This window comes from Kitasatospora sp. GAS1066B (assembly GCF_041262605.1).
In the GTDB taxonomy this organism is placed as follows: Bacteria; Actinomycetota; Actinomycetes; order Streptomycetales; family Streptomycetaceae; genus Kitasatospora.
Window position 1 is genome coordinate 24,601 of record NZ_JBGCCO010000031.1, and the last position, 26,333, is coordinate 50,933.

At 70.8% G+C, this 26,333-nt stretch carries 26 protein-coding genes; 17 read left to right on the top strand and 9 right to left on the bottom strand.

The features are described 5' to 3' along the window. Window positions 1-18: 18 nt before the first annotated feature. A complete protein-coding gene (locus ABH937_RS29410; RefSeq protein WP_280693338.1) occupies window positions 19-699 on the top strand; it encodes a hypothetical protein in 681 nt (226 codons plus the stop codon). Between the two features lie 89 nt (window positions 700-788). Here ABH937_RS29410 and ABH937_RS29415 read toward each other — a convergent pair whose 3' ends face one another. The 4 genes from ABH937_RS29415 to ABH937_RS29430 form a co-directional block, all read right to left on the bottom strand. Continuing rightward, window positions 789-1,163, bottom strand: coding sequence for a hypothetical protein (locus ABH937_RS29415; protein WP_280693337.1), 375 nt, complete (start codon window positions 1,161-1,163; stop codon window positions 789-791). Window positions 1,164-1,263: 100 nt separating this feature from the next. Further along, on the bottom strand, window positions 1,264-1,530 hold the full coding sequence (locus tag ABH937_RS29420) for a chaplin (RefSeq protein ID WP_280693336.1): 267 nt from the start codon (window positions 1,528-1,530) through the stop codon (window positions 1,264-1,266). A gap of 32 nt (window positions 1,531-1,562) precedes the next feature. After that, window positions 1,563-1,805: a chaplin gene (locus ABH937_RS29425; RefSeq protein WP_280693335.1), complete on the bottom strand. Its 243-nt coding sequence runs from the start codon at window positions 1,803-1,805 to the stop codon at window positions 1,563-1,565. A gap of 166 nt (window positions 1,806-1,971) precedes the next feature. Next, on the bottom strand, window positions 1,972-2,211 hold the full coding sequence (locus ABH937_RS29430; RefSeq protein ID WP_280693334.1) for a chaplin: 240 nt from the start codon (window positions 2,209-2,211) through the stop codon (window positions 1,972-1,974). 254 nt (window positions 2,212-2,465) lie between these two features. Between ABH937_RS29430 and ABH937_RS29435 the strand changes: the two genes are divergently transcribed. The 4 genes from ABH937_RS29435 (at window position 2,466) to ABH937_RS29450 (ending at window position 9,598) form a co-directional block, all read left to right on the top strand. Beyond that, the gene (locus ABH937_RS29435; protein WP_280693333.1) at window positions 2,466-2,705 is read left to right on the top strand and encodes a chaplin; all 240 of its coding nucleotides are present in this window, start codon (window positions 2,466-2,468) and stop codon (window positions 2,703-2,705) included. A 218-nt stretch (window positions 2,706-2,923) separates the two neighbouring features. Beyond that, on the top strand, window positions 2,924-4,567 hold the full coding sequence (locus ABH937_RS29440) for an RICIN domain-containing protein (RefSeq protein ID WP_370220021.1): 1,644 nt from the start codon (window positions 2,924-2,926) through the stop codon (window positions 4,565-4,567). Between the two features lie 634 nt (window positions 4,568-5,201). After that, entirely contained in the window at window positions 5,202-9,041 is a 3,840-nt protein-coding gene (locus ABH937_RS29445; RefSeq protein WP_370220022.1) for an amino acid adenylation domain-containing protein, read from the top strand. A 110-nt stretch (window positions 9,042-9,151) separates the two neighbouring features. Continuing rightward, window positions 9,152-9,598, top strand: coding sequence for a luciferase family protein (locus ABH937_RS29450; RefSeq protein WP_280693330.1), 447 nt, complete (start codon window positions 9,152-9,154; stop codon window positions 9,596-9,598). A gap of 103 nt (window positions 9,599-9,701) precedes the next feature. Here ABH937_RS29450 and ABH937_RS29455 read toward each other — a convergent pair whose 3' ends face one another. Continuing rightward, window positions 9,702-10,841: a low temperature requirement protein A gene (locus ABH937_RS29455; protein ID WP_370220023.1), complete on the bottom strand. Its 1,140-nt coding sequence runs from the start codon at window positions 10,839-10,841 to the stop codon at window positions 9,702-9,704. Window positions 10,842-11,151: 310 nt separating this feature from the next. On the opposite strand from ABH937_RS29455, the gene ABH937_RS29460 reads away from it, so the two are divergent. Next, window positions 11,152-12,162: a zinc-binding dehydrogenase gene (locus tag ABH937_RS29460; protein ID WP_370220024.1), complete on the top strand. Its 1,011-nt coding sequence runs from the start codon at window positions 11,152-11,154 to the stop codon at window positions 12,160-12,162. A 50-nt stretch (window positions 12,163-12,212) separates the two neighbouring features. Here ABH937_RS29460 and ABH937_RS29465 read toward each other — a convergent pair whose 3' ends face one another. Then, window positions 12,213-12,695 carry a hypothetical protein gene (locus ABH937_RS29465; protein ID WP_370220025.1) on the bottom strand — a complete coding sequence of 161 codons (483 nt, stop codon included), beginning with the start codon at window positions 12,693-12,695 and terminating at the stop codon, window positions 12,213-12,215. 414 nt (window positions 12,696-13,109) lie between these two features. Between ABH937_RS29465 and hemL the strand changes: the two genes are divergently transcribed. The 8 genes from hemL (at window position 13,110) to ABH937_RS29505 (ending at window position 20,788) form a co-directional block, all read left to right on the top strand. Beyond that, a complete protein-coding gene (hemL, locus tag ABH937_RS29470; RefSeq protein ID WP_280693326.1) occupies window positions 13,110-14,444 on the top strand; it encodes a glutamate-1-semialdehyde 2,1-aminomutase in 1,335 nt (444 codons plus the stop codon). Then, window positions 14,441-15,142: a histidine phosphatase family protein gene (locus tag ABH937_RS29475; RefSeq protein ID WP_280693325.1), complete on the top strand. Its 702-nt coding sequence runs from the start codon at window positions 14,441-14,443 to the stop codon at window positions 15,140-15,142. The genes hemL and ABH937_RS29475 overlap by 4 nt, the downstream gene beginning before the upstream one ends. A 116-nt stretch (window positions 15,143-15,258) precedes the next feature. Further along, the gene (locus ABH937_RS29480; RefSeq protein ID WP_280693324.1) at window positions 15,259-15,861 is read left to right on the top strand and encodes a TlpA disulfide reductase family protein; all 603 of its coding nucleotides are present in this window, start codon (window positions 15,259-15,261) and stop codon (window positions 15,859-15,861) included. Continuing rightward, window positions 15,858-16,634 (top strand): cytochrome c biogenesis CcdA family protein, encoded by a 777-nt coding sequence (locus tag ABH937_RS29485; RefSeq protein WP_370220026.1) that lies wholly within the window; start codon window positions 15,858-15,860, stop codon window positions 16,632-16,634. The genes ABH937_RS29480 and ABH937_RS29485 overlap by 4 nt, the downstream gene beginning before the upstream one ends. Before the next feature lie 2 nt (window positions 16,635-16,636). Further along, window positions 16,637-18,421, top strand: coding sequence for a cytochrome c biogenesis protein ResB (locus tag ABH937_RS29490; protein WP_370220027.1), 1,785 nt, complete (start codon window positions 16,637-16,639; stop codon window positions 18,419-18,421). A gap of 3 nt (window positions 18,422-18,424) precedes the next feature. Then, window positions 18,425-19,588: a c-type cytochrome biogenesis protein CcsB gene (ccsB, locus tag ABH937_RS29495; RefSeq protein ID WP_370146724.1), complete on the top strand. Its 1,164-nt coding sequence runs from the start codon at window positions 18,425-18,427 to the stop codon at window positions 19,586-19,588. 223 nt (window positions 19,589-19,811) lie between these two features. Then, window positions 19,812-20,216 carry a hypothetical protein gene (locus tag ABH937_RS29500; RefSeq protein ID WP_280693321.1) on the top strand — a complete coding sequence of 135 codons (405 nt, stop codon included), beginning with the start codon at window positions 19,812-19,814 and terminating at the stop codon, window positions 20,214-20,216. 74 nt (window positions 20,217-20,290) lie between these two features. Further along, a complete protein-coding gene (locus tag ABH937_RS29505) occupies window positions 20,291-20,788 on the top strand; it encodes a GNAT family N-acetyltransferase (RefSeq protein WP_370220028.1) in 498 nt (165 codons plus the stop codon). Here ABH937_RS29505 and ABH937_RS29510 read toward each other — a convergent pair. The 3 genes from ABH937_RS29510 to ABH937_RS29520 form a co-directional block, all read right to left on the bottom strand. Then, entirely contained in the window at window positions 20,766-20,975 is a 210-nt protein-coding gene (locus ABH937_RS29510; protein WP_348533702.1) for an acyl-CoA carboxylase epsilon subunit, read from the bottom strand. The genes ABH937_RS29505 and ABH937_RS29510 overlap by 23 nt on opposite strands. Window positions 20,976-21,037: 62 nt before the next feature. Then, window positions 21,038-22,621 (bottom strand): acyl-CoA carboxylase subunit beta, encoded by a 1,584-nt coding sequence (locus tag ABH937_RS29515; protein ID WP_280693319.1) that lies wholly within the window; start codon window positions 22,619-22,621, stop codon window positions 21,038-21,040. Between the two features lie 424 nt (window positions 22,622-23,045). Beyond that, on the bottom strand, window positions 23,046-23,489 hold the full coding sequence (locus tag ABH937_RS29520; protein ID WP_370220029.1) for a PLD nuclease N-terminal domain-containing protein: 444 nt from the start codon (window positions 23,487-23,489) through the stop codon (window positions 23,046-23,048). Here ABH937_RS29520 and ABH937_RS29525 point away from each other — a divergent pair. The 3 genes from ABH937_RS29525 to ABH937_RS29535 all read left to right on the top strand — a co-directional run bounded on the left by ABH937_RS29525 (window position 23,488) and on the right by ABH937_RS29535 (window position 26,330). Beyond that, window positions 23,488-24,945: a menaquinone biosynthesis decarboxylase gene (locus tag ABH937_RS29525; RefSeq protein ID WP_370220031.1), complete on the top strand. Its 1,458-nt coding sequence runs from the start codon at window positions 23,488-23,490 to the stop codon at window positions 24,943-24,945. The two genes, ABH937_RS29520 and ABH937_RS29525, sit on opposite strands and share 2 nt — an antisense overlap. Next, complete coding sequence (gene mqnP / locus ABH937_RS29530) at window positions 24,942-25,853, top strand: menaquinone biosynthesis prenyltransferase MqnP (protein WP_280693315.1); 912 nt, start codon at window positions 24,942-24,944, stop codon at window positions 25,851-25,853. The genes ABH937_RS29525 and mqnP overlap by 4 nt, the downstream gene beginning before the upstream one ends. Window positions 25,854-25,949: 96 nt before the next feature. Next, a complete protein-coding gene (locus ABH937_RS29535) occupies window positions 25,950-26,330 on the top strand; it encodes a VOC family protein (RefSeq protein ID WP_370220032.1) in 381 nt (126 codons plus the stop codon). The last annotated feature ends 3 nt before the right edge of the window (window positions 26,331-26,333 follow it).

The window sequence follows — 26,333 nt, forward strand, 5'->3', positions numbered from 1 at the left end:
ATCGGATCAGGGAAGACGATGAAGCTCTCCAAGCGGACCGGTGCACTGCTGCTGGCGGTTGGCGCCTCGGCGATCGCGGGCCAGGGGGTGGCGGCCGCGGCCGGCCCCCAGACGATGACGCCCGACCAGGTGGCCTCGCTGGAGAACGGGCTGGCGACCAAGACCGTGCCGCTCCGGGTCCCGCTGGAGACGGTCACCCAGCACGCGCCGATGCTCGGCGGCCTGGGCGGCGACGTGACCGGTGCGCTGCCCGCCTCGCCGGTGCTGCCCCCGGTGCCGACCGCGCAGGACAAGCACCAGCTGGTGCCGGACCGGGTGGTGCCGTCGCTCAACTTCAGCAAGGTCGGGCCGAGCCTGGACTCCAACGTGCCGGTGCCGGCGCTGGCCGACGGGGTGCGGCCCGGCAACCTGGACCTGACCGCGCCCGAGGCGCCGCTGAAGGCGGTCGGCCCGGCGGTGGGCCTCGGGCACCCGCTGGGCTTCGTGGAGGGCGCCGACGGCCAGCTGAAGGACGGCGCCCTGTCCACCGGCGACCTGGACCCGCGGATCGTGCCCGGCGCGGTCTCGGCGGTGCCTGGGGCCAAGGCCAGCCTCGGCGGTCCCGACCAGCACGCCCCGCTGACGAAGACCGCGCAGGACCTGCTCACCACCACCATGGCCACCACCGACGAGGCGCTGGGGAACAGCTCGCAGAGCTGAGGCGGGGCCGCCGGCCCGCGCTGCGCCGAGGCCCGGTGCGTTCACCCGCACCGGGCCTCGCGCTGTCCGCCTGCCGGCCTGACGGGTGCTCAGTGGCCCGGCACCGCGCCCATCAGCAGCTTCAGGACCGGCAGGTCCTTCGCCCCGCCGCCGTCGCTGAGCGCGCCGGTGACGGCCGAGGAACTGACCGGTCGCATGCCCGGGTTGTCGGGCTTGACGGCGACCGCGTTGTTCAACGGGTCGGCGCTGGACTGGGCGAACGGGTCCAGCCGCAGGTCCTTGACCGGCCCGGTGACGTAGCCGGTGGTGCTGCCCAGGGCGCCGATCGCCGGGGCGACGTCGGTCGGCTGCAACTGGGCGGTGGGTTCCTTGGCGGCGGCCGCGGCGGTGCCGGCGACGGCCGGGCTGAGCAGCAGCGCGGCCCCGAGCGCGGCCAGCGCGCCACTGGTGGTGGTGAGGCTCATGGGGGTCCTTCTCAGTCGAGAACCGGTCCGGTTCCGGGAAAGGCGTCGGCCCCCGGACGGGGAAGTCCGGGGGCCGACACTCACACGCGACTTCTTCTGCTCAGCAGTCGTCGTCGTGGTGGTGCTCGGGCTCGGCGTTGACGCAGGTGTTGCCGAACGCCGGGTTCAGCAGGCCGATCACGTTGACGCTGTTGCCGCAGAGGTTGACCGGGATGTGCACCGGCACCTGGATGGCGTTGCCGGAGCCGACACCGGGGGAGTGGGCGGCGACACCCTCGGCACCCGCGCTGGCGTTGGCGGCACCCGCGGCGCCGAGCACCAGGCCGGCGGCCGCGGTGGTCAGGATGGCGATCTTCTTGGTCTGCATGGAGGTCTCCTACTCAGCCGTGACTGGGGCTGTCAGCCGTTGTTGACGCAGGTGTTGCCGAACGCCGGGTTCAGCGCACCGATCACGTCGACGGTGTTGCCGCAGAGGTTGACCGGGACGTGCACCGGAACCTGGATCAGGTTGCCGGAGAGCACGCCGGGCGAACCGACCGCAGCACCCTCGGCACCCGAGCTGGCGGCAGCCAGGCCGGCGCCGCCGAGCAGCAGGCCCGCGGCGGCGGTGGTCAGGACGAGGGTCTTCGAGAGCTTGCGCATGGGTAATCCTCCGTTGATTTCTCGGGGCCGGTTCTGAACATCCCGGGGCACCCGGCGAAACAGGAATGGCGATCGGAAGGTTCCGGTCAACTGCCCGGAATCACTCCGCCGGGCGAAAGTCGGCCGAGCCGACCGAGCCCGCCGGATGGGTACTTCAGGCGGTACGTCAGACGTTGGCGCAGGTGTTGCCGAACGCCGGGTTCAGCAGGCCGATCACGTCGACGGTGTTGCCGCAGAGGTTGACCGGGATGTGCACGGGAACCTGGATCAGGTTGCCGGAGAGCACGCCGGGGGAGCCGGCCGCGACGCCCTCGGCACCAGCGTGGGCGGAGGCGATGGAGGCGCCACCGAGGATCAGGGCAGCGGCGGCGGCCGCGCCGAACGCGCTGTGGACGAGCTTGCGCATGACGGAATTCTCTTTCTGCCTACGGTTGCTGACGGTGTGAAGCGGCTTCCCGAGCTAGAACGACCGGCGGCACGGGCGGAAACGGGCACCCGGCGGGATCACCCGATCGCCTGGCGGCGCCAGGTGGCCGGGGGCGGGCCGGTGCCGGCCCGATGCGTACGAATGGGTGATTCGTGGCCGATGCCCACAACTGGTCGGCAAAGAGGTCGTTGCTGATCATGCACGCATCGTGCTCAGCAACAAGGAGACTCAATATGAGCGTCAAGAAGGCTGCCGCTGTCGGCGCCGCCGTGGTCGGCATCGTCGCCGCGGGTGCCGGGACCGCCCTGGCCAGCTCCGGCGCCGAGGGCGTCGCGGCCGGCTCCCCCGGTGTGCTCTCCGGCAACGCCATCCAGGTTCCGATCCACATCCCGGTCAACGCTTGCGGCAACAGCGTCGACGTGATCGGCCTGCTGAACCCGGCGTTCGGCAACACCTGCGTCAACGAGGGCTGATCACGCCCCGCGGAGCCGCCGTCCATCGCCTCTCCTCCTGGGGCGATCGGCGGCGGCTTCGGCATGCCTGGCGCCGCGTTGGCTGGACATCTTCGGCCCAGCGGGACGTGAGGATGACTCAAGTTTCGCTGTCACGAGCCTTGTTGCACTACTTGTCAGTACCTACGATGTGAACCCGCTCACCGCACCACTCCGCACCCCCCACCTAGGAGTCATGCGTGATCAGGAGACTCACCGCAGGTCCGCCCACCGCCCTGCTGGCCGTGGCCGCACTGGTCGCCACCCTCGGCCTGGCCGCCGGCGCCCCACCGGCGCACGCCGCCGCCGCGAGCCCGCGAGCCGCCCTGCCGGGCGCGATCGTCTCGCTCGGCGACAGCGCGATATCCGGCGAGGGCGCCGGGACCGACACCAACGACGGCTACTTCCCCGGCACCGACGGGCCGACGAACTACTGTCACCGCCACTCCCAGTCGGTGATCTTCGACACCGGCCTGTCCGGCCTCACCCCTGTCGACCTGGCCTGCTCCGGCGCCCAGACCGGCGACCTGACCAGCGACCCGACCCTGGCGAAGATCACCGGCGGCGGCTTCGGCGACTTCGGCGAGCCCAAGCAGGACGTCCAACTCGCCCAGACCGCGGCCAAGTACGACGTCAAGATGGTCGTCGTCACGATCGGCGCCAACGACGACTTCGACTTCAGCGGGATCATGGAGAGCTGCCTCGCTCAGTACTTCCCGATCCCCAAGTCCCAGGGCTGCCGGGACACCATCGGCAACGCCACGATCACCCAGCGGGCCGCCAAGATCATCCCCAAGGTGACCGCCGCGATCACCGACATCCGCCAGACCATGCGGGCCGCCGGCTACGCGGACGGCTCCTACCAGCTGGTCTACCAGTCGTACTACACGCCGATCACCCCCGACATCCGCAGCAACGACCCCGCGACCAAGCTGGCCCAGGGCTGCCCCGCGTTCCCCGAGGACCTCGCCTGGGGCCACAACTGGGTGGTGCCGACCTTCGACGACGCGCTGCGGCAGGCCGCCGAGGCCGTCCCCGGCGTGCGTTTCCTGGACCAGCGCCGGGTCTCCTACGGCCACGAGGTCTGCGCCGAGTGGACCAGCTCGCCGTACGAGTACACCAACGGTGACGTGATCGACCTCTCCGAGAACACCCGCAACGGCTGCGACTACTCGATCGGCATCCTCTCGCTCTGCGAGAACGAGATCCGGCAGTCGTACCACCCGCGGGTGGCCGGCTACCACGGCGAGGGGACCTGCCTCGGCGAGTTCTACAACGCGCCCGGCCAGCAGGAGGCGTACTGCACCCTCGACCAGGCCGACGGCACCACGATCATGCCGCTGACGGCCCATCAGCCCTTCGGTGACGTGCCGGAGGACGGCGCCTGGTACCAGCTGACCAACGCGGCCACCGGTCAGGTGCTCGACCTCTCCGGCGGCGGCACCTACGGTGACAGCACCAACGGCCGACCCGCCATCAACTATCCGGCGGACGGCAGCCTCAACCAGTCCTTCGTGCTGGAGGCCAAGTCCGGCGGCAGCTACGAGATGGACTTCAGCGGCAACCGCGCCATGTGCCTGGACGCCACCGGCGCCGTCACCACCGCCGGCACCCAGCTTGAGCAGTGGAGCTGCAACGGCGGCGCCAACCAGCACTGGATCTTCGAGCCGGACGGCAACGGGCACTACAAGCTCGCCGACTCGCAGAGCACCGGCATGGTCGCCACCGCCGGCGCGGCCCACGACGCCCAGGGCAACCCGCTCGTCGAGCTGGCCGCCGACACCGGTGCGCCGGCCCAGCTCTGGCAGCTCACCAAGCTCGGGATCGTGTACCTGCACGGCTGATCAGTTCCCTTGCGCCGGTGGGAAGTCGGCTCGGCCGACTTCCCACCGGCGTCTGCGTGCTGTCCCGGATCACCGCACCGCCTCGACTTCCTCCTCTATGGATGACCTGTTCGAATTTGATTGACACGGTGATTGACAGTCTGAAAGATGGTCAGTCGAATGAGGGGTGTCGGCAGCGGGTGGCTAGCCGCCTGTCGGGCCGGCACCGGCGGCACCGCCGGGTCGCGAGCACGCGCCGCGGCTTGATGTCGCCCAGGGCGATCTGGAGCAGGGGGGACCATGTCATCCGTGCGAGCGCGGTGGAGCCGTGTGCCGAGCGGCTTGATCGACATCTCCGGAGCGCCGGCCGGCCGCCCGGTGATCCCGCACGGTCGTGGCCGCCCGCGAAGCCGCCGGACAGCTTACTGAAGAACTGACAAAGAGTCAGCGGGCAGGCCCGGGTGGACCGCCTGCGCGGCGCTGCCCGCCGGGCCGCTCCTCCTCGCGCTCGGCCGGGCCTTGGTCCGCCATGCGCCGAGCCCCGGCGCCGGCCGCCACCCTCCCCCCAGCCTCCGGCCGGCAGCGGGCCCACCCATCGACTGACGTCCCGTCAGCAGAGCGCCATGACCAGTCTCAGTAAGCGAAGGAGGGAACCTTGAACAGCACCCAGTTCAGCCCGCGAATACAGGACACCCACCTGGGCAGGAGCCTGCCCGACCTGCTCACCGAGCGGGCAGCGGTACAGCCCGACGCCATCGCGGTCAGCTTCGACGACCAGGACCTCTCGTACCAAGGGCTGGAGCAGGCCAGCAGACGGCTCGCCTGCTACCTCCACCGGCAGGGCGTCGGAGCCGACGACTGCGTGGGCCTGTACGTCGAACCGTCCCTGGACCTGATGGTCGGCGCGTGGGGCATCCTGCACGCGGGAGCCGCCTACCTGCCGCTCTCCCCGGAGTACCCGGAGGAGCGGCTGCGCTACATGCTCGAGGACAGCCGCACCCGGGTCGTCGTCACCCACGACCACCTGGTCTCCCGGCTCACCGAACTCGCCCCCCAGGGAACCCGGATCGTCACCCTGGCCGACTCGCACACCTGCGTCGAGGGCGGTTGTGACGAGGTGAGCCAGGAGTCGGTGAAGCCGGACGCGCTGGCCTACGTCATCTACACCTCGGGCAGCACGGGCCGGCCCAAGGGCGTGATGATCGAGCACCGCAGCATCATGTCCCAGATGCGCTGGATGCAGGACTGCGGGCACCTGGGCGTCGGTACCACGGTGCTGCAGAAGACGCCGATGAGCTTCGACGCGGCGCAGTGGGAGATCCTCGCGCCCGCGCTGGGCGGGCGGGTCGTGATGGGCGCGCCCGGCATCTTCCGGGACCCCGAGGCGCTGATCCAGACGGTCATCAAGCACGACGTCACCACGCTGCAGTGCGTCCCCACCCTGCTGCAGGCGATGCTGGACACCGAGGAGTTCCGCCGCTGCGACACGCTCACCCGGGTCTTCTCCGGTGGTGAGGCGCTGTCGCGGCAGCTGGCCCGGGCCATCCTGGACGAGCTGCCGTGGGTGTCGCTGGTCAACCTCTACGGACCGACCGAGTGCACCATCAACGCGACCGCCCACCTGGTCGATCCCGAGGCGATCGAGCAGGGCCCCGGGAGCATCCCGATCGGCGTTCCGGTCGACAACACCCAGTGCTACATCCTCGACGAGAACCGCGCGCCGGTGGGTATCGGGGAGACCGGCGAGCTCTACATCGGCGGCGTCCAGCTGGCCCGCGGCTACATGCACCGCGAGGAGCAGACCTGCGAGCGGTTCGTTCCCTCGCCCTTCGTGCCGACCGACCGGCTGTACCGGACCGGCGACCTCGCGCAGTGGAACCCGGACGGCTCGATCCAGTTCGCCGGCCGGGTGGACAACCAGATCAAGCTGCGCGGCTACCGCGTGGAGCTGGACGAGATCGCGCTGGCGATCGAGGAGCACAGCTGGGCCAAGCGGGCGGCGGCGATCGTCGTCGACGACCCGCGCACCGGTTTCCAGAACCTGGTGGCGTGCATCGAGCTGAACCCCAAGGAAGCCGCGCTGATGGACCAGGGGAACGCCGGCGGCCACCACCAGTCCAAGGCGAGCAAGCTCCAGGTGAAGGCCCAGCTGTCCAACCCCGGCCTGCGCGAACCCGAGGAGCTGGCCGGCCTGCCCGTGGTGGAGCTGGCCGGCAAGCAGGAGTCCGAGCGGCAGCGGCGCGAGACCTTCGCCCGCAAGACCTACCGCTTCTACGACGGCGGCCAGGTCAGCCGCGCCGACCTGCTGGAACTGCTCGCCCCCCAGCCGGTGAGCAGCCTCTCGCGCGGCCTCGACGAGCTGATGTCCGCCGAACTCGGCGAGATCCTGCGCTGGTTCGGCCAGTTCCACAGCGAGGAACGGCTGCTGCCCAAGTACTCCTACGCCTCGCCCGGCGCGCTGTACGCCACGCAGCTGTACCTGGAGACCGGCGGCATCGCCGGCCTGGAGTCGGGGGTGTACTACTACCACCCGCTGGAGCACACCCTGGTGCGGATCGGCCCGGCCACGGCCGGCTCAGGCCGGTACCTGGAGGCCCACTTCGTCGGCAAGAAGCGGGCGATCGAGCCGGTCTACAAGAACAACATCCAGGAAGTACTGGAGTTCGAGACTGGCCACATGCTGGGCGTCTTCGAGGAGATCCTGCCCGAGTACGGACTGAACATCCGTCCCTCCGCCTACCACCCGTCCGTCAAGAGCAGCCTCGGCGTCGCCGAGGAGGACTACTACCTGGGCACGTTCGAGATCTACTCCAACGACGGCGACCCGCGGCCCGACCCGACCGAGGTCTACCTGCAGGCCCACCCCGGCCGGGTGGACGGCCTGTCCGCCGGCCTGTACCGCTATGCCGACGGCGAGTTGGAGCCCATCTCGCCCGACCTGCTGCAGCCCAAGCACGTGATCGCGATCAACCAGCAGGTCTACGACCGGTCGAGCTTCGGCATCAGCGCCGTCAGCCGGACCGACCAGGACTGGCTCGCCTACATCGACCTGGGCCGCAAGCTGCACCAGCTGCAGCGCAACGGCATCGGACTGGGCTTCATGTCCTCGGGCTACAGCTCGAAGACCGGCCACCCGCTGCCCGCCGCGCGCCGGCTCGACGAGATCCTGGCCTCGCGCGGGATCGCCACCGGCCCGTCGTACTTCTTCCTCGGCGGCAAGGTCAGCGAGGAGCAGATCCGCAGCGAGGGCATGTACGAGGACACGGTCCACATGAAGGGCCCCGCGGAGATCATCAAGGACGAACTCGCCCAGCTCCTGCCCGACTACATGCTCCCCAACCGGGTGCTGGTGCTCGACGCGCTGCCGCTGACCGCCAACGGGAAGGTCGACGCCAAGGCGCTGGCCGCCTCCGAGCAGGTGCGTTCGGCGAACACCGGCGGCACCTTCGTCGCGCCCGCCACGGCGACCGAACGCTGGCTCGCCGAGGTCTGGGGGCATGCGCTCAAGTACGAGGACGTGTCGGTGGAGGACGAGTTCTTCGCCTCCGGCGGCAACTCGCTGATCGCCGTCGCCCTGGTCAACCGGATCAACCGGGAGCGGGGCACCCAACTGCCGCTCCAGGTGCTCTTCGAGGCACCGAAGCTGGTCGACCTGGCGGCCCGGATCGACAGCGGCGGCACCGAGGCGGCCTCCCGGCTGGTGCTGCTGCACAACGGCGGCGCCGACACCCCGGTGTTCTGCTGGCCGGGCCTGGGCGGCTACCCGATGAACCTGCGGCTGCTCGGCCGTGAGATCGGCCTGGACCGGCCCTTCTACGGTGTCCAGGCGCACGGCATCAACGCCCAGGAGGTCCCCTACTCGACCATCCGGGAGATGGCCGCCGCCGACGTGGCGGAGATCCGGCGGGTGCAGCACGACGGCCCGTACATGCTGTGGGGCTACTCCTTCGGCGCCCGGGTCGCGTTCGAGGCGGCCTGGCAGCTGGAGCAGTTGGGCGAGCGGGTCGAGAACCTGCTGTTGATCTGCCCCGGGAACCCGAAGGTCCGGCAGGCCGACGGCGCGCAGTACGGCCGCGAGTCCTCGTACCGCAACCCGGCCTACGTGACGATCCTGTTCTCCGTCTTCGCCGGCTCCATCAGCGGCCCCGACCTGCAGCGCTGCCTCGAGGTGACGCGCGACGAGGACAGCTTCGTGGCCTTCGTGCACGCCCTGCTGCCCAGCCTCGGCGAGCCGATGATCCGCCGGATCACCCGGATCGTCCAGGAGACCTACGAATTCGAGTACAGCTTCCGTGAATTGTCGCAGCGTCAGCTCGACGCACCGGTCACCATGTTCAAGGCGACCGGTGACGACTACTCGTTCATCGAGGGCAGCTCCGGCTACTCCGCCACCCCGCCGACCGTGGTGACCCTGAAGGGCGACCACTACAGCGTGCTGAAGGAGGCCGGCGTCGCCGAACTGGTGGCCGCGATCCGCGAACGCCTGGCTCGCTGACAGTTCCGCATCCCGAGGTTCCGGGGCGGCCCGCCACACGGCGGGTCACCCCGGAACCTCCCGGCGTTTCCCGACAACTCGACACTGCTCCCGAACGAAGGACCGTCACCATGCTCGACCTTCCCACCCGCCCCGGCCCGGCCCCGGAGGTCTTCGGCCCCGCCCCGCACGCCCAGCGCTCGCAGACGGCCCCCGTGATGCTGCAGGAGGAGCTGTGGCAGCGCATGCGTGCCCTCTCCTACGTCTACATGGCGCCCACCCTGGTCTCCGTCTCGCACTCCCGCTCGCTCTTCCTGCCCGAAGGCATCGGCACCGGCCCGCGGGCCGCCTTCCAGAAGGGTCGGGAGTGGGCCCACATCCATCCCCACCACGACGGCAGCCTCCACCTCACGCTGCCCGAGCCGGCCAAGGACGACGTGGAGAAGGCCGGTTGGGGCGTCCGCCACCCCGAGCAGAACGTGATCATGGTCTACGGCCCGCGCAACCGCGGCGAACTGGAGCTCGTCTGGCAGCTGGTCCAGCTCTCCTACGCCTACGCCCTGGGCGACCTGGTCTGACCCGCGACACGGTGGTGGCCGGTGCGCCAGGCACCGGCCATCGCCCAACCATCGCCCAACCATCGCCCAACTACCGCCCGGCACGCGGTCGGTGGACCGGAACTCAGCGATCACCAGGCGATCGGTGCTGCTGCCCGAGCCGCTTCTCGCGCCGCTTCTCCAGGACATCGCGGACCGCGACGGCGATCAGTACGGTGGTGATGGCCGCGGCGAGCGCCAGCGGGGGCAGCAGACGGCCGGCCGGCACCAGGAGCGCGAGGGCCAGGACCGCCGCGACGCGGGACCGGGGCACGCGGCCGAGCATCACCCGCCGGTCCAGGGCGTTGCCGATCAGGAACAGCGCGGGTCCGGCGGTGAGCACCACCGCGGTCGTCGTGGCGGTATGGCCAGTGGGGTGCGCGATCACCAACTCGTCGCCGACCGCGCAGGCGATGACACCGGCGACGGTCACCACGTGGATGTAGGTGGCCAGCATGCCGAGCAACCCGGCGTCACTGGCCGACTCGACCGCGGCGTCCGCCGCCTCGATGCCCAGGCCGAAGTAGATCCACCACAGCGTGACCGCGCAGATGAACGCGACCACGAAGGCGGCCGTCCTGCCCGTGTCGAAGGCCCCGGCGCCGAACGTCGCGCCGGTGACCAGGATCGACTCGCCCAGGGCGATGATCAGAAAGAGCCGGAAGCGCTCCACCAGGTGTTCGCCGGAGATCGTCCACGCATCGGTACGGCCGCGGCCGAGACCGGGGACCGGAAAGCCCACCAGCACGGACCCGTACTCCAGGGCAAGCGCCAAGGCCCACAGGCCGGTTCGCGCCCAACCCGCCACCAGGGCCCCGGCGGTCCAGGGCACCGCGCTGAGACAGAACCAGACGAGCGCCCGTTCGAACTCCCGCGACAGCGACTGACCGCGCAGCGAGATCACCACGAACAGATGCCGCCCCATCTGGATGGCCAGGTACGCGACGACGAAGACCAGCCCCCGCTCGCCGAACGCCTGGGGCAGCGCCGCCGACATCACCAGACTGGCCAGCATGATCGTGACGAGCACGAGGCGCACCGCGGGATGGTCCGGGTCAAGGAAGTTGGTGAACCACGCCGTGTAGTTCCAGGCCCACCACACGGCCAGGAGCAGCAGGAACAGCTGCCCCGCGGTGGCCCAACCCAGGTGTTGGAGCAGCCCGTGCGAGAGCTGGGTGACGGCGAACACGTAGACCAGGTCGAAGAACAGCTCCAGGAACGACACGCGCTGCGCGCCACTGCGGTCGCGCAACAGCGCGGGGCCCGAGGGCGGTGTTGGCGGCCCGTCAGCTCTCCGCGCTGTCCTGGTGACCGGGCCATCGGCTGACACCTGTTCCTCCCAACCAACGTCACCAAGGAAGCGGATCATGCCGTACGGGTAGATGATCGCATGAGCGGCACGGCGCGAGTCAGGCCCGCGCCCCGTCCAGGACCAGGTCGACCAGGTGCCGGGAGCGCCGTGTCGCGGACGTACGTCGGAGAGCAGGACGATGTGCGATAACCACAGGCCACCGACCGGAACGGACGACCCCGCCATGGACCTCATGCGTGCCGCGCGGCTCCACCTCCCCTCCCACGCACTGACGATCGAGGACGTGCCACGGCCCGTGCCCGGCGTGGGGCAGGTGCTGGTGAAGGTCGAGGCAGCCGGCGTCTGCCTGTCCGACGTCCACCTGATCGACGGCACCCTCACGCCGACCTATCCGCCGGGCGACTGCGTCACCCTCGGGCACGAGGTCGCCGGAACGATCGCCGAGCTCGGACCGGAGGTGACCGGATGGACGGCCGGGCAGCGGGTCGTGCTGCAGGCGGGCGAGGTCCGCGACGGCCGCCTCCTGACGCGAGGCGTCGACTACGACGGCGGCTGGGCCGAGTACGCGCTGGCCAGTGTCGGCACGCTGTTCGCGCTGCCCGACTCGATCCCGATCGAGCAGGCCGCGATCATCCCGGACGCGGTCTCCACCCCCTGGGGAGCCATCACCACCACCGCCCAGGTCCGGCCGGCCCAGGCCGTGGGTGTCTGGGGCATCGGCGGGCTCGGCGCCCACGGTGTCCAGCTGCTGCGCGCCGTCGGGGCCTGTCCGATCATCGCGGTCGACCCCGTCCCGGCCGCCCGCCGGCGCGCCCTGGACTTCGGCGCCGACCTGGCCCTGGACCCGGCCGACCCCCGGCTGCGCGAGCAGGTCCTGGCGGCCACCGGCAACCAGGGCCTGGCGGCCGCCTTCGACTTCGCCGGCGTCGCCGCCGTCCGCGAACAGGCCCTGACCGTCCTCGCCCCCAAGGGACGCCTCGTCCTGGTCGGACTGACCGACAAACCGCTGACCGTCACCGACGGCACCCGCTTCAGCTACCTCCGGCACCAGATCCTCGGCCACTACGGCTCCGAGGAGAACGCCGTCGCGCAGCTGGTCGCCCTGACCGAAGGCGGCCGGCTGGACTTCTCACGCTCGATCACCGACGTGCTGCCACTCGCCGACGCCGCCAAGGCCGTCCAGCGCCTGCACACCAAGGAAGGCGACCCGATCCGCCTGATCCTGCGCCCCTGACCCCCCGTACGGCCTGCTGACGGACCCTCAGCAGGCCGTACGGCTGCCGCTCACGGCCACACCAGGCAGTACAGCTGGTGCCCCGCGTCGTGCAGCCGGTTCGCGAAGTCCTGCCACTCGTGCAGCATCGTGTAGATCACGAACGCGTCCCGCGGCCCCCGCCGGTCCGGCACGGTGGACCAGATGAACGCCGCCGCGCCCAGCTCGGTGTCGTCGGCCTTGCGCAGGGGTTCGACCACCGTGTGGGGGAGCTGGACGACCGCGTAGTCGGGGTGCAGGACGACGAGCTCCAGCGGCGGGACCTGGTGGAGGGGGATGCCCTCGATGCCGGTGAGCACCATGGCACTCATGGTCTCGGGTTTGATCTTGGTGGAGAGGTGGCCGGTGGGGGAGCCGCTGGTCTCCATCAGGTCGCCGAGGCGGCCGAGCGAGCCGAGCTCGCCGGCGTCCAGGCCGAGACCGCCGGGGCCGAGAGCGGTGGGGACTCTCGCAGCGGTCGCGCGGTCGGGTGCGCCGAAGTACTTGTACGTCACCCCCACGCGTCCTTCACCCCGCCTTCCCCTTCCCGCGCGGGCAGCCTTGCGGCCGGCCCCCGTGGCCTCCTCGAAGCCGTCCTGCTCCTCGGACACTCGGACCATCCTCACCGGAATTCGCCGGAATCGACAGACCCCCGGACCTCCGGTGTCCCGCCGGATGTCCTGTATTACCGTTTTTGTCATCCTCAGTGCGGCCGCAATCGGCCAGGCTCGACCGAATCACGTCACCTTGAGCCCGTGTTGAGCCCGCGCCCGCACCGGGGCGCGCACCGCGCGCTCTCCAGTGTGCGGGATGAACGTACCCGTAGCCGCACACGGATCATCGTTCCAGATGATCGGGTCCGACATGCAGAGGTAAAGGACACGATTTGAGAGCGGAGCCGTTCGAGCCGTTTGAGAGGATGTGGTCTCGTGAGCTACCCCTATGAAGCACCCCAGTCCCAGTCGCTCTTCGAGCGCGCCTCGGCGGTCACCCCCGGCGGCGTGAACTCACCGGTGCGCGCCTTCCGTGCGGTGGGCGGCACCCCGCGCTTCATGGTCTCGGGCACCGGCCCGTACCTGACCGACGCCGACGGCCGCGAGTACGTCGACCTGGTCTGCTCGTGGGGCCCGATGATCCTCGGCCACGCGTACCCGGCCGTGCTGGACGCGGTCCGGGAGGCCGTCGGCCGCGGCACCTCCTTCGGCACCCCGGGGCAGGGCGAGGTGGAGCTGGCCGAGGAGATCGTCTCCCGGGTGGCCCCGGTCGAGCAGGTCCGGCTGGTCTCCTCCGGCACCGAGGCCACCATGTCCGCGATCCGGCTGGCCCGCGGCTTCACCGGCCGGGCCAAGGTGGTCAAGTTCGCCGGCTGCTACCACGGCCACGTGGACGCGCTGCTGGCCGCCGCCGGGTCGGGCGTGGCCACCTTCGCGCTGCCGGACACCCCGGGGGTGACGGGGGCTCAGGCCGGCGACACCATCGTGCTGCCGTACAACGACCTGGCGGCGGTCGAGGAGGCCTTCAAGCTGCACAGCGGCGAGATCGCCTGCGTGATCACCGAGGCGGCCCCCGGCAACATGGGCGTGGTGCCGCCGAAGCCCGGCTTCAACGCGGGCCTGGCCAAGCTCTGCCGGGAGAACGGCGCGCTCTTCGTCTCCGACGAGGTGATGACCGGCTTCCGGGTCTCCAAGGCGGGCTGGTACGGCCTGGAGGCGGCGCACGAGGGCTGGGCCCCGGACCTGCTGACCTTCGGCAAGGTGATGGGCGGCGGCTTCCCGGCCGCGGCCTTCGGCGGGCGGGCCGACGTGATGGCCCACCTCGCGCCGGCCGGCCCGGTCTACCAGGCGGGCACCCTGTCCGGGAACCCGGTCGCCACCGCCGCCGGCCTGGCCCAGCTGCGGGCCTGCACCGACGAGGTCTACGCGACCCTCGGCAAGGTGGCCGAGACCGTGTCGAGCCTGGTCGGCGACGCGCTGACCAAGGAGGGTGTGGCGCACCGGCTGCAGAAGGCGGGCACCATGTTCTCGGTCTTCTTCACCGACGAGCCGGTCACCGACTACGCCGCGGCCAAGCGCCAGGAGGCCTTCCGCTTCACCGACTTCTTCCACAGCCTGCTGGCCGACGGGGTCTACCTGCCGCCGTCCGCCTTCGAGTCCTGGTTCGTCTCGGCCGCGCACGACGAGCGCGCACTCGAGAAGATCGCGGCCGCACTGCCGGCCGCCGCCCGCGCCGCCGCGCTGGCCAAGCCCGCGGAGGAGCTGCGATGAGCACGAACACCCCGGGGACGACCCCCGAGATCACCGTCGTCCACCTGGTCCGGCACGGCGAGGTGCACAACCCGCAGGGCGTGCTCTACGGCCGGCTGCCCGACTACCACCTCTCCGAGCTGGGCCGGCAGATGGCCGACCGGGTCGCCGAGCACCTGGCCGACCGCGACATCACCTACGTGGTCGCCTCGCCGCTGGAGCGCGCCCAGGAGACGGCCGAGCCGACCGCCAAGGAGCACGGCCTGACCGTCGCGGTGGACGACCGGCTGATCGAGGCCGACAACGTCTTCGAGGGGAAGACCTTCGGGGTCGGCGACGGCTCGCTGCGCAACCCGCGCTACTGGAAGCACCTGACCAACCCGTTCCGCCCCTCCTGGGGCGAGCCGTACGTCGAGATCGCGGTGCGGATGATGGGCGCGCTGGCCGCCGCCCGGGACGCGGCGCGCGGGCACGAGGCCGTGGCGGTCAGCCACCAGCTGCCGGTCTGGACCGCCCGCTCGTTCGCCGAGAAGCGCCGGCTCTGGCACGATCCGCGCAAGCGGCAGTGCTCGCTCGCCTCGGTGACCAGCTTCACGTACGAGGGCGACAAGCTGGTCTCGGTCGGCTACCGCGAGCCGGCCCGCGACCTGCTGCCGGCCCACCTGCTGGGGCAGGGCAAGAAGGGCGACAAGCCCGTCGGAAAAAGCTTCGGGGCCTAACTTCTCATCTCCGTCGAGGCGTTTAAAGGATCTTTACAACGCCAGTTCAGCGGGGGGTCGACACGCAACTGCCGACCCCCCGCAAAGCCTCTGAACTGCCATGCGAAACTTTTCACATGTCTGGTACGCCCCGCTTCCGTCTGGCCGCGCTCCTCACCGCTGCGGCGGCCGTCCTCACGCTCGCCGGATGCAGTTCGACGGGGTCGGGCGGCAGCGGTGACGCCCAGGCCGGGTTCGTCACCGGCACCAGCGGGTTCGACACCGTGCCGACGGCCTCCCGCAAGCCGGCCCCGGCGATCGCGGGCAAGGACCTGGAGGGCCAGCAGGTCGGGCTCTCCGACTACGCGGGCAAGATCGTGGTGGTCAACATCTGGGGCTCCTGGTGCTCGCCGTGCCGCGAGGAGGCCAAGGGCCTGGAGCAGTCCTACGAGAAGTACAAGGACCAGGGCGTGCAGTTCCTGGGCATCAACACCCGGGACACCGACCCGACCAACGCCCGCCAGTTCGAGGTCAACCAGGGCATCAGCTACCCGAGCATCTACGACCCGGACGGCACCCAGATCCTCAAGTTCCCCAAGGGCAGCCTCAACCCGCAGTCCGTCCCGACCACGATGGTGATCGACCGCCAGGGCCGGCTGGCCGCCCGCGCGATGAAGCCGATGTCGGTCTACGACCTGGACACGATGCTCACGCCGCTGCTGGCGGAGCAGCACTCGTGACCAGCGCGCTGCTCGCCTTCGGGGAGAACAATCAGACGGTGCAGAGCGGCCCGCTGCTGCTCGCCGTTCCGGTGGCCGTCGCGGCCGGGCTGCTCTCCTTCTTCTCGCCCTGCGTGCTGCCGCTGGTGCCCGGCTACCTCTCCTACGTCACCGGTTTCTCAGCCGTCGACCTGGCGGACGCCCAGGGCCGGCAGCGCGGGCGGATCCTGGCCGGGTCGCTGCTCTTCATCCTCGGCTTCTCCGCCGTCTTCGTCTCCGGCGGCGCGCTCTTCGGCTACTTCGGCCGCACCATGCAGGAGCACAGCCGCGGCATCAGCGAGGTGCTCGGCGCGCTGACCGTGCTGATGGGCCTGGCCTTCATGGGCCTGCTGCCCGGCTTCAGTACCCGGGAGATCCGCTCGCACCGCCGTCCGGTGGTCGGGCTGCTCGGCGCCCCGGCACTGGGCGTGGTCTTCGGGATCGGCTGGACGCCGTGCATCGGACCGACCATGGGCTCGCTGCAGGCGCTCTCCTTCACCCAGGCCAGTGCCGGGCGCGGCGCGTTCCTGATGGCCGTGTACTGCTTCGGACTCGGCATACCGTTCGTGGTGGCGGCGCTGGCCTTCCGCCGGGCGATCGGCGCCTTCGGCTTCGTCAAGCGGCACTACCAGTGGGTGATGCGGATCGGTGGCGGCATGCTGGTCGCCGTCGGCGTGCTGCTGATCACCGGTGGCTGGACCTACCTGGTCAACCAGCTGCAGTACCTGACCGGCAACTTCTCGATCGGAATCTGACCGTGAGCGACACCGACCTCAAGGCCACCCCCGGAAACGGGCAGCCGCCGGCCGACGAGGCGTCAGCCGAGCGGCTCACCTCCGCTCCGGTCGAGTCCGAGGCGCCCACCGGCATAGGGGTGTTCGGCTGGCTGCGCTGGACCTGGCGCCAGCTCACCTCGATGCGGGTCGCGCTGATCCTGCTCTTCCTGCTCTCGGTCGCCGCGATTCCGGGCTCGCTGATCCCGCAGACCGCCGAGAACGCCTTCCAGGTGCAGACCTGGCAGGCGGCGCACAAGGACCTGACCCCGATCTACCAGAAGCTGCAGCTGTTCAACGTCTACAGCTCGGTCTGGTTCTCGGCGATCTACATCCTGCTCTTCGTCTCGCTGGCCGGCTGCATCATCCCGCGCACCTGGCAGTTCGTCGGCGTGCTGCGGGCCAAGCCGCCGGCCGCGCCCGCCAACCTGACCCGGATGCCGGTCTACGCGGCCTGGCACACCGACGCCGACCCGGCCACCGCGGTGGCGGCCGCGCAGCGGCTGCTGCGCCGGCGCCGGTTCCGGGTGCACGGCTCGGGCAGTGCGGTGGCCGGCGAGAAGGGCTACCTGCGCGAGGTCGGCAACCTGCTCTTCCACCTCTCGCTCTTCGCCCTGCTGGCCGGTTTCGCCTGGGCCAGCCTGGCCAGCGGCACCGGCGGCAAGCTGGTGATCGAGGGCGACGGCTACACCAACACGCTGACCCAGATGGACGACTTCAACGGCTCGGCCTTCTACGGGCCGAACGACCTGGACCCGTTCGGCTTCCACCTGGACAACTTCACCGCGACCTACCAGCTGACCGGTGACCAGATGGGCCAGCCGCGCACCTTCGACGCGAACGTCCACTACTGGACGGGCTCCGACCCGACCAGGACCAAGGGCGGCGTCATCTCGGTCAACCACCCGCTGGAGATCGGCGGCAGCAAGGTCTTCCTGATCGGCCACGGCTACGCCCCGGTGATCACGGTCAAGGACGGCAGCGGCAAGGTCGTCTACCACGACGCGGTGCCGTTCCTGCCGCAGGACCCCAATCTGACCTCGACCGGTGTGGTCAAGGTCGGCGACTACGGGCAGAAGGACGGCAAGAAGGTCCAGCTCGGCTTCTCGGGCTTCTTCCTGCCGACCGCACCGGACAGCTTCGGCCCGACCACCGGCCCGCGCTCGCTCTTCCCCGGCGACGCGAACCCGGCGATGGTGCTCACCGCCTACGAGGGCGATCTGGGCACCGACTCCGGCGTGCCGCAGAACATCTACCAGCTCGACCTCAGCCACCTGACCCAGCTGCAGCAGGACGGGCAGCCGGCCAGGACCAAGCTGACACCGGGTCAGGGCTGGACGCTGCCGGACGGCTACGGCTCGATCAGCTTCGACGGCTACAAGCAGTGGGCCAGCTTCAGCGTCTCGCACCGCCCGGGCAACACGGTCGCGCTCACCGGCGCGATGCTGGCGATCCTGGGCCTGATCGGCTCGCTGCTGGTGCAGCGCCGCCGGATCTGGGTGCGCGCGGTCACCACGCCGGACGGCCGGACCCTGGTGGAGCTGGCGGGTCTGGCACGCAGCGAGTCGGCGAAGATCGCCGAGGAGCTGGCGGACCTCGCGGTCGACCTGCAGGATGACGCACCGGCCCTCGACGAACCCGAGGAGCCCGAGGAGCCCGACGCCTCAGGCGCCTCAGCGGAACCGGACGAACCCGACGGCCCGTCAGAATCCGCCGCGCCTGACACCCCAGCAGACGCCACCCCTTCCGCCCCGGAAACCAAGGAGTAGACGGTGATTCTCGCCATCGGGGTCAATACCCAACTGTCGGGCCTGTCCGACAAGTTGATCTACTCGGCCATGTTCGTCTACGCGCTCGCCATGTTCGCGCACATGTTCGAGTGGACCTTCGGCAGCAAGGGCGGGGTCGCCCGCCGCTCCGCCGAGCAGGCCTCGCTGGCCGCCGCGGCGGCCCAGGTCAGCGTCACCGAGCAGGTGCGCGCGGCCAAGGAGGCGAAGGCGGCCAAGAAGGTGACCGTCACGGTCGCCTCGGCCGACGGCGGCACCACCACGCTGACCCGCACCGCGCTGGCCGGCGAGGGCGCCATCGTGGTCACCAGCGGCCGTGGCGAGGAGCGGGAGATCGACGGCCCGGGCGCGGCCGGCACCAGCGAGAAGGGCGACCTGGCGGGCCGGATCGCCATCTCGCTCACCATCCTCGGCTTCGCGTGCAACTTCGGCGGCGTGCTGCTGCGCGGCCTGTCGGTGATGCGGTTCCCGTGGGGGAACATGTACGAGTTCTCCTGCGCCTTCGGCGTCACCATGATCGGCACCTACCTGCTGCTGCTCGCGCTCGGCAAGCCGGTGCGCTGGATGGGCCTGCCGGCGGTGGTCGCCGCCACCCTGACCCTGGGCCTGGCCACCACGGTGCTCTACACCGCCGACGAGCAGCTGGTCCCGGCGCTGCACTCGTACTGGCTGGGGATCCACGTCACCACCGCGATCATCTGCGGCGGCGCCTTCTACGCGGCCTTCGCCTCCACCGCGCTCTACCTGGGCCGTGAGGCCTACGACAAGCGGCTGGCGGCCGGTCTGCCCGGCGGCCCGTTCCGGACCTCGGCCTCGGTCTGGGAGCGGCTGCCCGCCACCGCCACCCTGGACAAGCTCTCCTACCGGATCAACGCCCTGGTCTTCCCGCTCTGGACGTTCACCATCATCGCGGGCGCGATCTGGGCCGAGTCGGCCTGGGGCAAGTACTGGGAGTGGGACCCGAAGGAGACCTGGTCCTTCATCACCTGGGTGGTCTACGCCTGCTACCTGCACGCCCGGGCCACCGCCGGCTGGCGCGGCCGCAAGGCGGGGTACCTGGCGCTGCTGGCCTTCGCCTGCTTCCTCTTCAACTACTACGGCGTCAACATCTTCATCACCGGCAAGCACTCGTACGCCGGCGTGGGATAGCCGGGCCCGCAGCAAACGGCCCGCAGCAAACGGCCTGCGGCCGACGGCCGTTCGCGGGACGCCCCGCGAACGGCCCGAGCCCGACCTGACGTTGGCTGGATCACGTGTCCGGCGAGGTGTCATGACCCGCGCGGTGGGCAGATGTCAGAGCGGGTGATCCGCTGTGACAAAGTAGGACGTACCAGTACCAAATCCGTTGTGCCGAAGGCGAGGAGGCCGCGTCATGGACAGCGAGGAGCTCATGCTGACGGTGCGCATCACGGTCGCCGAGCGCGCGCTGCTGCGGCGCCTGGCGCAGGGGCACCGCAGTGACCTCTCCGAGGTGGTCGCCGACGGGCTGCTCGACGTCCTGCCGACGCTGCAGGGCACCGCGCGGGCCTACCGGCTGCTGGCCGCGCTGGCCGAGCCGGCGCCCTGCGCGCTGACCGTCTGGCTGCCGGCGCCGCTGGCCGACCTGCTGGTGCCCGCCGCCGAGCAGGTGGCGCGGGCGACCGGGGTACGGCTCGGTTCGGGGTGCGCGATGCTCGGGGCCGCGCTGCGGCTCTGGCTGGCCCAGGACCCGCAGGTGCTGGCCGACCACCTGGACCTGATGCACGCCGGCCGATCCTCGGCCCTGGTGGCCGCGTAAGGCCGTCACGGCTGAGGCCTCCGGACCCGGGTAATTCAGGTGCCCGCCCGGCCCGTGGCGGCCACGATGGCCGGATGACCATCTGGACCTTCGAGGCCACCCCGATCGACCGGCCGGACGCCGTCGCGCTGCTCCGCGCCTACCGGGCCGAACTGATCAGCCGCTACCACCGCCGCCCGGCCACCGAGGCGGAGGTCGACCAACTCGGCGAGTGGGAGCCCGATACCGGCCTGGCCGCCTTCCTGGTGGCCCGTCGGCACGGCCTGCCGGTGGGCTGCGTCGGGTTGCGCCGACTGACGCCCGCCCTGGGCGAGCTGACCAAGGTCTACCTCGACCCGGCGGCCCGCGGCCAGGGCGGCGGGGCCAGGCTGATCACCGCCATCGAGGCGGCGGCCGCCGAGCTGGGGATGACCACCGTGCGCCTGGACACCCGCGCCGACCTGGTGGAGGCGCGGGCGCTCTACGCCCGGCAGGGCTACCGCGAGATCCCGCGGTACAACGACAGCGCGTTCTCGGACCACTGGTTCGAGAAGAGCCTGCCGGCGCGGACTATGCCGCCCACTGCCAGCTGACCGGCGAGTAGTACGCCGGGCGGCGCTCCAGGCGCTGCCAGCGGGCGATCGGCTCGACGGCCGGCAGTGCCGCGGTGGCCTGCTGGGCGGCGGCGCGGGCCAGCAGCACGGCGGTGAGGGCGGCCAGCTCCTCGTCGGACAGGGTGCCGCGGGTGACGCGGACGAGCGATTCGGTGGACCTGGTCATGATCGGGTTTCTCTCCCCCGGAAGCTGCGGATGACGAGTGGTCGGACGGCTGCGCGCAGCCGCTACATCGGCGGGTTGCCGTGCTTGCGGGAGGGCAGGTCGGCGTGCTTGGTGCGGAGCATGGCGAGCGCGGCGGCGAGTACGGAGCGGGTCTCGGCCGGGTCGATGACGTCGTCCACCAGGCCGCGCTCGGCCGCGTAGTACGGGTGCATCAGCTCGCTCTTGTACTCCTTGATCTTCTGCGCGCGCATCGCCTCGGGGTCCTCGGCCCCGTTGATGTCGCGGCGGAAGATCACGTTGGCGGCACCCTCGGCGCCCATCACGGCGATCTCGTTGGTGGGCCAGGCGTAGGTCAGGTCGGCGCCGATGGACTGGGAGTCCATCACGATGTAGGCGCCGCCGTAGGCCTTGCGCAGGATCAGCGAGATCCGCGGCACGGTGGCGTTGCAGTAGGCGTAGAGCAGCTTGGCGCCGTGCCGGATGATGCCGCCGTGCTCCTGGTCCACGCCGGGCAGGAAGCCGGGGACGTCGAGCAGGGTGACCAGCGGGATGTTGAAGGCGTCGCACATCTGCACGAAGCGGGCGGCCTTCTCCGACGCGTTGATGTCGAGCACGCCGGCCAGCGACTGCGGCTGGTTGGCGATCAGGCCGACCACGTGGCCGTCGATCCGGGCCAGCGCGACGATCACGTTGGTGGCCCAGCGCTCGTGGACCTCCAGGTACTCGCCGTGGTCGACGATCTCCTCGATCACCTTGCGCATGTCGTACGGGCGGTTGCCGTCGGCGGGCACCAGGTCGAGCAGCGAGTCGTTGCGCCGCTCGATCGGGTCGTCGCTCGGGGTGGCCGGCGGCATCTCGCGGTTGTTCTGCGGGAGCAGCGACAGCAGGAAGCGGACCTCCTCGATGCAGGACTGCTCGTCGTCGTAGGCGAAGTGGGAGACGCCCGAGACGGCGGAGTGGACGTCGGCGCCGCCCAGGCCGTTCTGGCTGATCTTCTCGCCGGTGACGGCCTGGACCACGTCGGGTCCCGTGATGAACATCTGCGAGGTCTCGCGGACCATGAAGATGAAGTCGGTCAGCGCGGGGCTGTAGGCGGCGCCGCCGGCGCACGGGCCGAGCATCACGGAGATCTGCGGGATCACGCCGGAGGCGCGGGTGTTGCGCTGGAAGATGCCGCCGTAGCCGGCCAGCGCGGTGACGCCCTCCTGGATCCGGGCGCCGGCGCCGTCGTTGAGCGAGACCAGCGGAGCGCCGGCCGCGATGGCCATGTCCATGATCTTGTGGATCTTCTGCGCGTGGGCCTCGCCCAGCGCGCCGCCGAAGATCCGGAAGTCGTGCGCGTAGGTGAAGACCGTGCGGCCGTGCACGGTGCCCCAGCCGACGATCACACCGTCGGTGTGCGGCTTCTTGGCCTCCAGGCCGAAGCCCTGCGCGCGGTGCCGGCGCAGCGGCTCCACCTCGTGGAACGAGCCCTCGTCCAGCAGCAGCTCGATCCGCTCGCGCGCGGTCAGCTTGCCCTTGGCGTGCTGCGCCTCGGTCGCCTTCTCGCTCGGACCGCGCCGCACCTGCTCGCGCAGTTCGTGCAGCTCCGCGACCCGGCCGCGCGCGTCGGCGGGTTCCCCCGCGGCCTGCTGCAACACCGTCATCTCGAACTCCCAGATAGATGAGCGACCGAGCAGTCGGTGTCGGCTGTGGGCTCCGGCTGCGATTTCCTGCTTCCCCTACGACACTACGAGGCCGGACCACTCGGTTTCGGCGTTGGTTCTGTACAAGGTCCTAGGGCTTTACCTGTCGAGGATGTACAGAAAATCGGCTCAGGGCCTGCTGGAGCCGGTGGCCGGACGCCCCGCCCTGCCCATCCTTGCCTGGAGCACGCCAAGATCGGCGCTGGGCCGTCCGGTCGGACGACTGCCCAGCTCAGCGTGGGTCTGCGGCGGTGCGCACTGAGGGGTTGTAGGGGGCCGCTAGGGGGTCTCGGCGGGTAGGCCGGTGATACCGACCACGGACCGTCAGTCGTAGGGATTTACCAAAAGGCAAAGTCCTAGGTCAGTGGCGGCAACCGGGGCCTGCTCAGGCGGATCCGTCCTCCGGCTCCTCGCGCCGGCGCCGCTCCATCTCGCGGCCGAGCGCGGCCAGGAACTCGGGGTCGTCGTCCGGCGCCACCGGCCGCCGGGGCGACTGGGGCTCGGCGGCGGACCGGGCGGGCCCGAGCGGCAGCAGGCCGCGGCGCCGGCCGACGAGCAGCCAGGCCAGCGGCCCGAGCAGCACCTCGCCGAAGAACAGGATGATCAGGATCCAGACCACCTTCGGCAGCAGCCTGACCTCGTGCTCCGGCGTGGTCAGGCAGTCGATGAACGCCCAGATCCAGAGCACCAGGACGAGAAGAACGGGCACGATATCCAGCACGGTGGCGATCTCCCCCAAGGCCGGGCGGCGGCCGGGCCGGCGCCGAGCGGGCTGCGGCGGGCCCTGTTGACCGGGCCAGGCTATCGGGTAGCCGATACTGACAGGCATGGCATACGACGATCTCCGCTCCTTCCTGCGGGCCCTCGAACGCGAAGGCGACCTCAAGCGCATCAAGGTCGAGGTCGACCCCCATCTGGAGATCGGCGAGATCGTCGACCGGGTGCAGAAGGCCAAGGGCCCGGCCCTGCTCTTCGAGAACGTCAAGGGCTGCGCGATGCCGCTGGCGATGAACGTCTTCGGCACCGAGCGCCGGCTGGCCAAGTCGCTCGGCCTCAAGTCGCCCGAGGACATCGCCGAGAAGATCGCGGGCCTGCTCAAGCCCGAGTTGCCGCACGGCTTCACCGGCGTCCGGGACGCCTTCGGCAAGCTCGCCTCGATGGCCCACGTGCCGCCGCGCAAGGTCAAGTCGACCGAGGCGCCGGTGCAGGAGGTGGTGCTCACCGGGGACCAGGTCGACCTGGAGCAGCTGCCCGCGCTCTTCACCTGGCCCAAGGACGGCGGCTCGTTCTTCAACCTGGGCCTGACCCACACCAAGGACCCCGACAGCGGGGTGCGCAACCTGGGCCTGTACCGCCTGCAGCGGCACGACAAGCGGACCATCGGCATGCACTGGCAGATCCACAAGGACAGCCGCAACCACGCCGCGGTGGCCGCCCGGCGCGGCGAGCGGCTGCCGGTCGCGATCGCCTTCGGCTGCCCGCCGGTGGTCACCTACGCCGCCACCGCCCCGCTGCCCGGCGACATCGACGAGTACCTGTTCGCGGGCTTCGTGGCCGGCGAGCGGGTCAGGATGGTCGACTGCAAGACCGTCCCGCTGCAGGTCCCGGCCGACGCCGAGGTGGTCCTGGAGGGCTGGCTGGAGCCCGACCAGCTGCTCCCGGAGGGCCCGTTCGGCGACCACACCGGCTTCTACACCCCGCAGGAGCTCTTCCCCGCCCTCACCATCGACTGCCTGACGATGCGTCGGCGCCCGCTGCTGCAGTCCATCGTGGTCGGCCGCCCGCCGACCGAGGACGGTCCGCTGGGCAAGTTCACCGAGCGCTTCTTCCTGCCGCTGCTCAAGGTGATCGTGCCGGACATCGTCGACTACGACCTGCCCGAGGCCGGCGGCTTCCACAACTGCGTGATCGTCTCGATCGACAAGAAGTACCCCAAGCACGCCCAGAAGGTGATGCACGCCATCTGGGGCGCCCACATGATGTCGCTGACCAAGCTGATCATCGTGGTGGACGCCGACTGCGACGTGCACGACTACCAGGAGGTCGCCTGGCGGGCCTTGGGCAACACCGACTACAGCCGCGACCTGAGCGTGGTCGAGGGCCCGGTGGACCACCTCGACCACGCCTCGTACCAGAAGTTCTGGGGCGGCAAGGCGGGTATCGACGCGACCCGTAAGCTCCCGGAGGAGGGCTACACCCGCGACGGCGGATGGCCCGAGATGATCACCTCGGACCCGGCCACCGCCGAACGGGTGACCAAGCGCTGGAAGGAATACGGGCTGTGACCACTGCCGCCGATCTCTTCGAGGCACCGCCCCCGAACCGGGTCAAGGCCTTCCTGCGCCTGGTCCTGATCGAGCACTCGGTCTTCGCCCTCCCGTTCGCCTACATCGCCACCCTCACCGCGATGTTCCTGGCCGACCGGCGGGTGCACTGGGGCGAGCTGCTGATCGTCACGATCGCCATGGTGAGCCTGCGCACCTTCGCGATGGCGGCGAACCGGATCATCGACCGCGAGATCGACGCCCGCAACCCGCGCACCGCGGGCCGCGAGCTGGTCACCGGCGCGGTCTCGCTGCGCACCGTCTACACCGGCTCGGCCCTCGCGCTGCTGGTCTTCCTCGGCGCCGCCGCCTCGCTCAACACGCTCTGCCTGGTGCTCGCGCCGGTCGCGGTGGTGCCGATGGTGGTCTATCCGTACGGCAAGCGGTTCACCGACTTCCCGCACGCGATCCTCGGGCTGGCCCAGGCGATGGGGCCGATCGGCGCCTGGCTGGCGGTCACCGGGAGCTGGTCGTGGGACGCCGTGGTGCTGGGCCTGGCGGTCGGGATCTGGATCGGCGGCTTCGACCTGATCTTCGGCTGCCAGGACGTGGCCGCCGACCGCGCCGAGGGGGTGCGCTCGGTGCCGGCCCGGTTCGGCATCGCCGGGGCGCTCTACGGGGCCCGGGTCTGCCACCTGCTCACCACCGGCCTGCTGGCCTGGTACGGCGTCCTGACCCACGCCGGTCCGGCCTTCTTCGTCGGCCTGGTCGTGGTCTGCGCCGCCTTCCTGTACGAGCACCGCATCGTCAGGCCGGGCGACCTCTCCCGCCTCAACCGCGCCTTCTTCACCACCAACGGGTTCGTCGGCGTCTCGCTCTTCGGCTTCGCGCTGCTCGACCTGATCCTGCGCGGGCTGCACTTCAGCTGAGGCCGACCGGCACCGGGGTGGCGCGCCCGGGGCGCCCGGACGGCTGCGGGATGATCGGAGCCCCAGCCCGAAGCCGGCCCGAAGGAGGTGGCCACGATGCTCGGCACCCTGCAGTGCGTGGTCCTGGACTGTCACTACCCGGCCGCGCTGGCCCGCTTCTACGCGGTGCTGCTCGGCGGCGAGGTGGACCGTCCGGACCCGCGCTGGTCGCTGGACGAGGGGTGGTCCACCCTGCACACGCCGGGCGGCCTGGTGCTGGCCTTCCAGCGGGTCGAGGACTTCCACCCGCCGCAGTGGCCCGACCCGCTGCACCCGCAGCAGCTCCACCTGGACGTCGAGGTGGTGGACCTGGCCGCCGCCGAGCGCGAGGTGACGGCGCACGGAGCGGCCTTCCTGCGCCGCGAGGGCGGCTGGGTGATCTACGCCGACCCGGCCGGGCACCCGTTCTGCCTGCTGCCGGCCCACCAGCGGTCCTGACGT

Excerpts from the sequence above, each read along its gene's own strand:
- ABH937_RS29410 (WP_280693338.1), top strand. The coding sequence starts at position 19 with ATGAAGCTCTCCAAGCGGACCGGTGCACTGCTGCTGGCGGTTGGCGCC.
- ABH937_RS29420 (WP_280693336.1), bottom strand. The coding sequence starts at position 1,530 with ATGCAGACCAAGAAGATCGCCATCCTGACCACCGCGGCCGCCGGCCTG.
- ABH937_RS29525 (WP_370220031.1), top strand. The coding sequence starts at position 23,488 with ATGGCATACGACGATCTCCGCTCCTTCCTGCGGGCCCTCGAACGCGAA.
- ABH937_RS29415 (WP_280693337.1), bottom strand. The coding sequence starts at position 1,163 with ATGAGCCTCACCACCACCAGTGGCGCGCTGGCCGCGCTCGGGGCCGCG.
- ABH937_RS29475 (WP_280693325.1), top strand. The coding sequence starts at position 14,441 with ATGAGCACGAACACCCCGGGGACGACCCCCGAGATCACCGTCGTCCAC.
- ABH937_RS29510 (WP_348533702.1), bottom strand. The coding sequence starts at position 20,975 with ATGACCAGGTCCACCGAATCGCTCGTCCGCGTCACCCGCGGCACCCTG.
- ABH937_RS29505 (WP_370220028.1), top strand. The coding sequence starts at position 20,291 with ATGACCATCTGGACCTTCGAGGCCACCCCGATCGACCGGCCGGACGCC.
- ABH937_RS29520 (WP_370220029.1), bottom strand. The coding sequence starts at position 23,489 with ATGCCTGTCAGTATCGGCTACCCGATAGCCTGGCCCGGTCAACAGGGC.
- ABH937_RS29425 (WP_280693335.1), bottom strand. The coding sequence starts at position 1,805 with ATGCGCAAGCTCTCGAAGACCCTCGTCCTGACCACCGCCGCCGCGGGC.
- ABH937_RS29480 (WP_280693324.1), top strand. The coding sequence starts at position 15,259 with ATGTCTGGTACGCCCCGCTTCCGTCTGGCCGCGCTCCTCACCGCTGCG.
- ABH937_RS29535 (WP_370220032.1), top strand. The coding sequence starts at position 25,950 with ATGCTCGGCACCCTGCAGTGCGTGGTCCTGGACTGTCACTACCCGGCC.
- ABH937_RS29460 (WP_370220024.1), top strand. The coding sequence starts at position 11,152 with ATGGACCTCATGCGTGCCGCGCGGCTCCACCTCCCCTCCCACGCACTG.
- ABH937_RS29515 (WP_280693319.1), bottom strand. The coding sequence starts at position 22,621 with ATGACGGTGTTGCAGCAGGCCGCGGGGGAACCCGCCGACGCGCGCGGC.
- ABH937_RS29500 (WP_280693321.1), top strand. The coding sequence starts at position 19,812 with ATGGACAGCGAGGAGCTCATGCTGACGGTGCGCATCACGGTCGCCGAG.
- ABH937_RS29435 (WP_280693333.1), top strand. The coding sequence starts at position 2,466 with ATGAGCGTCAAGAAGGCTGCCGCTGTCGGCGCCGCCGTGGTCGGCATC.
- ABH937_RS29430 (WP_280693334.1), bottom strand. The coding sequence starts at position 2,211 with ATGCGCAAGCTCGTCCACAGCGCGTTCGGCGCGGCCGCCGCCGCTGCC.
- ABH937_RS29450 (WP_280693330.1), top strand. The coding sequence starts at position 9,152 with ATGCTCGACCTTCCCACCCGCCCCGGCCCGGCCCCGGAGGTCTTCGGC.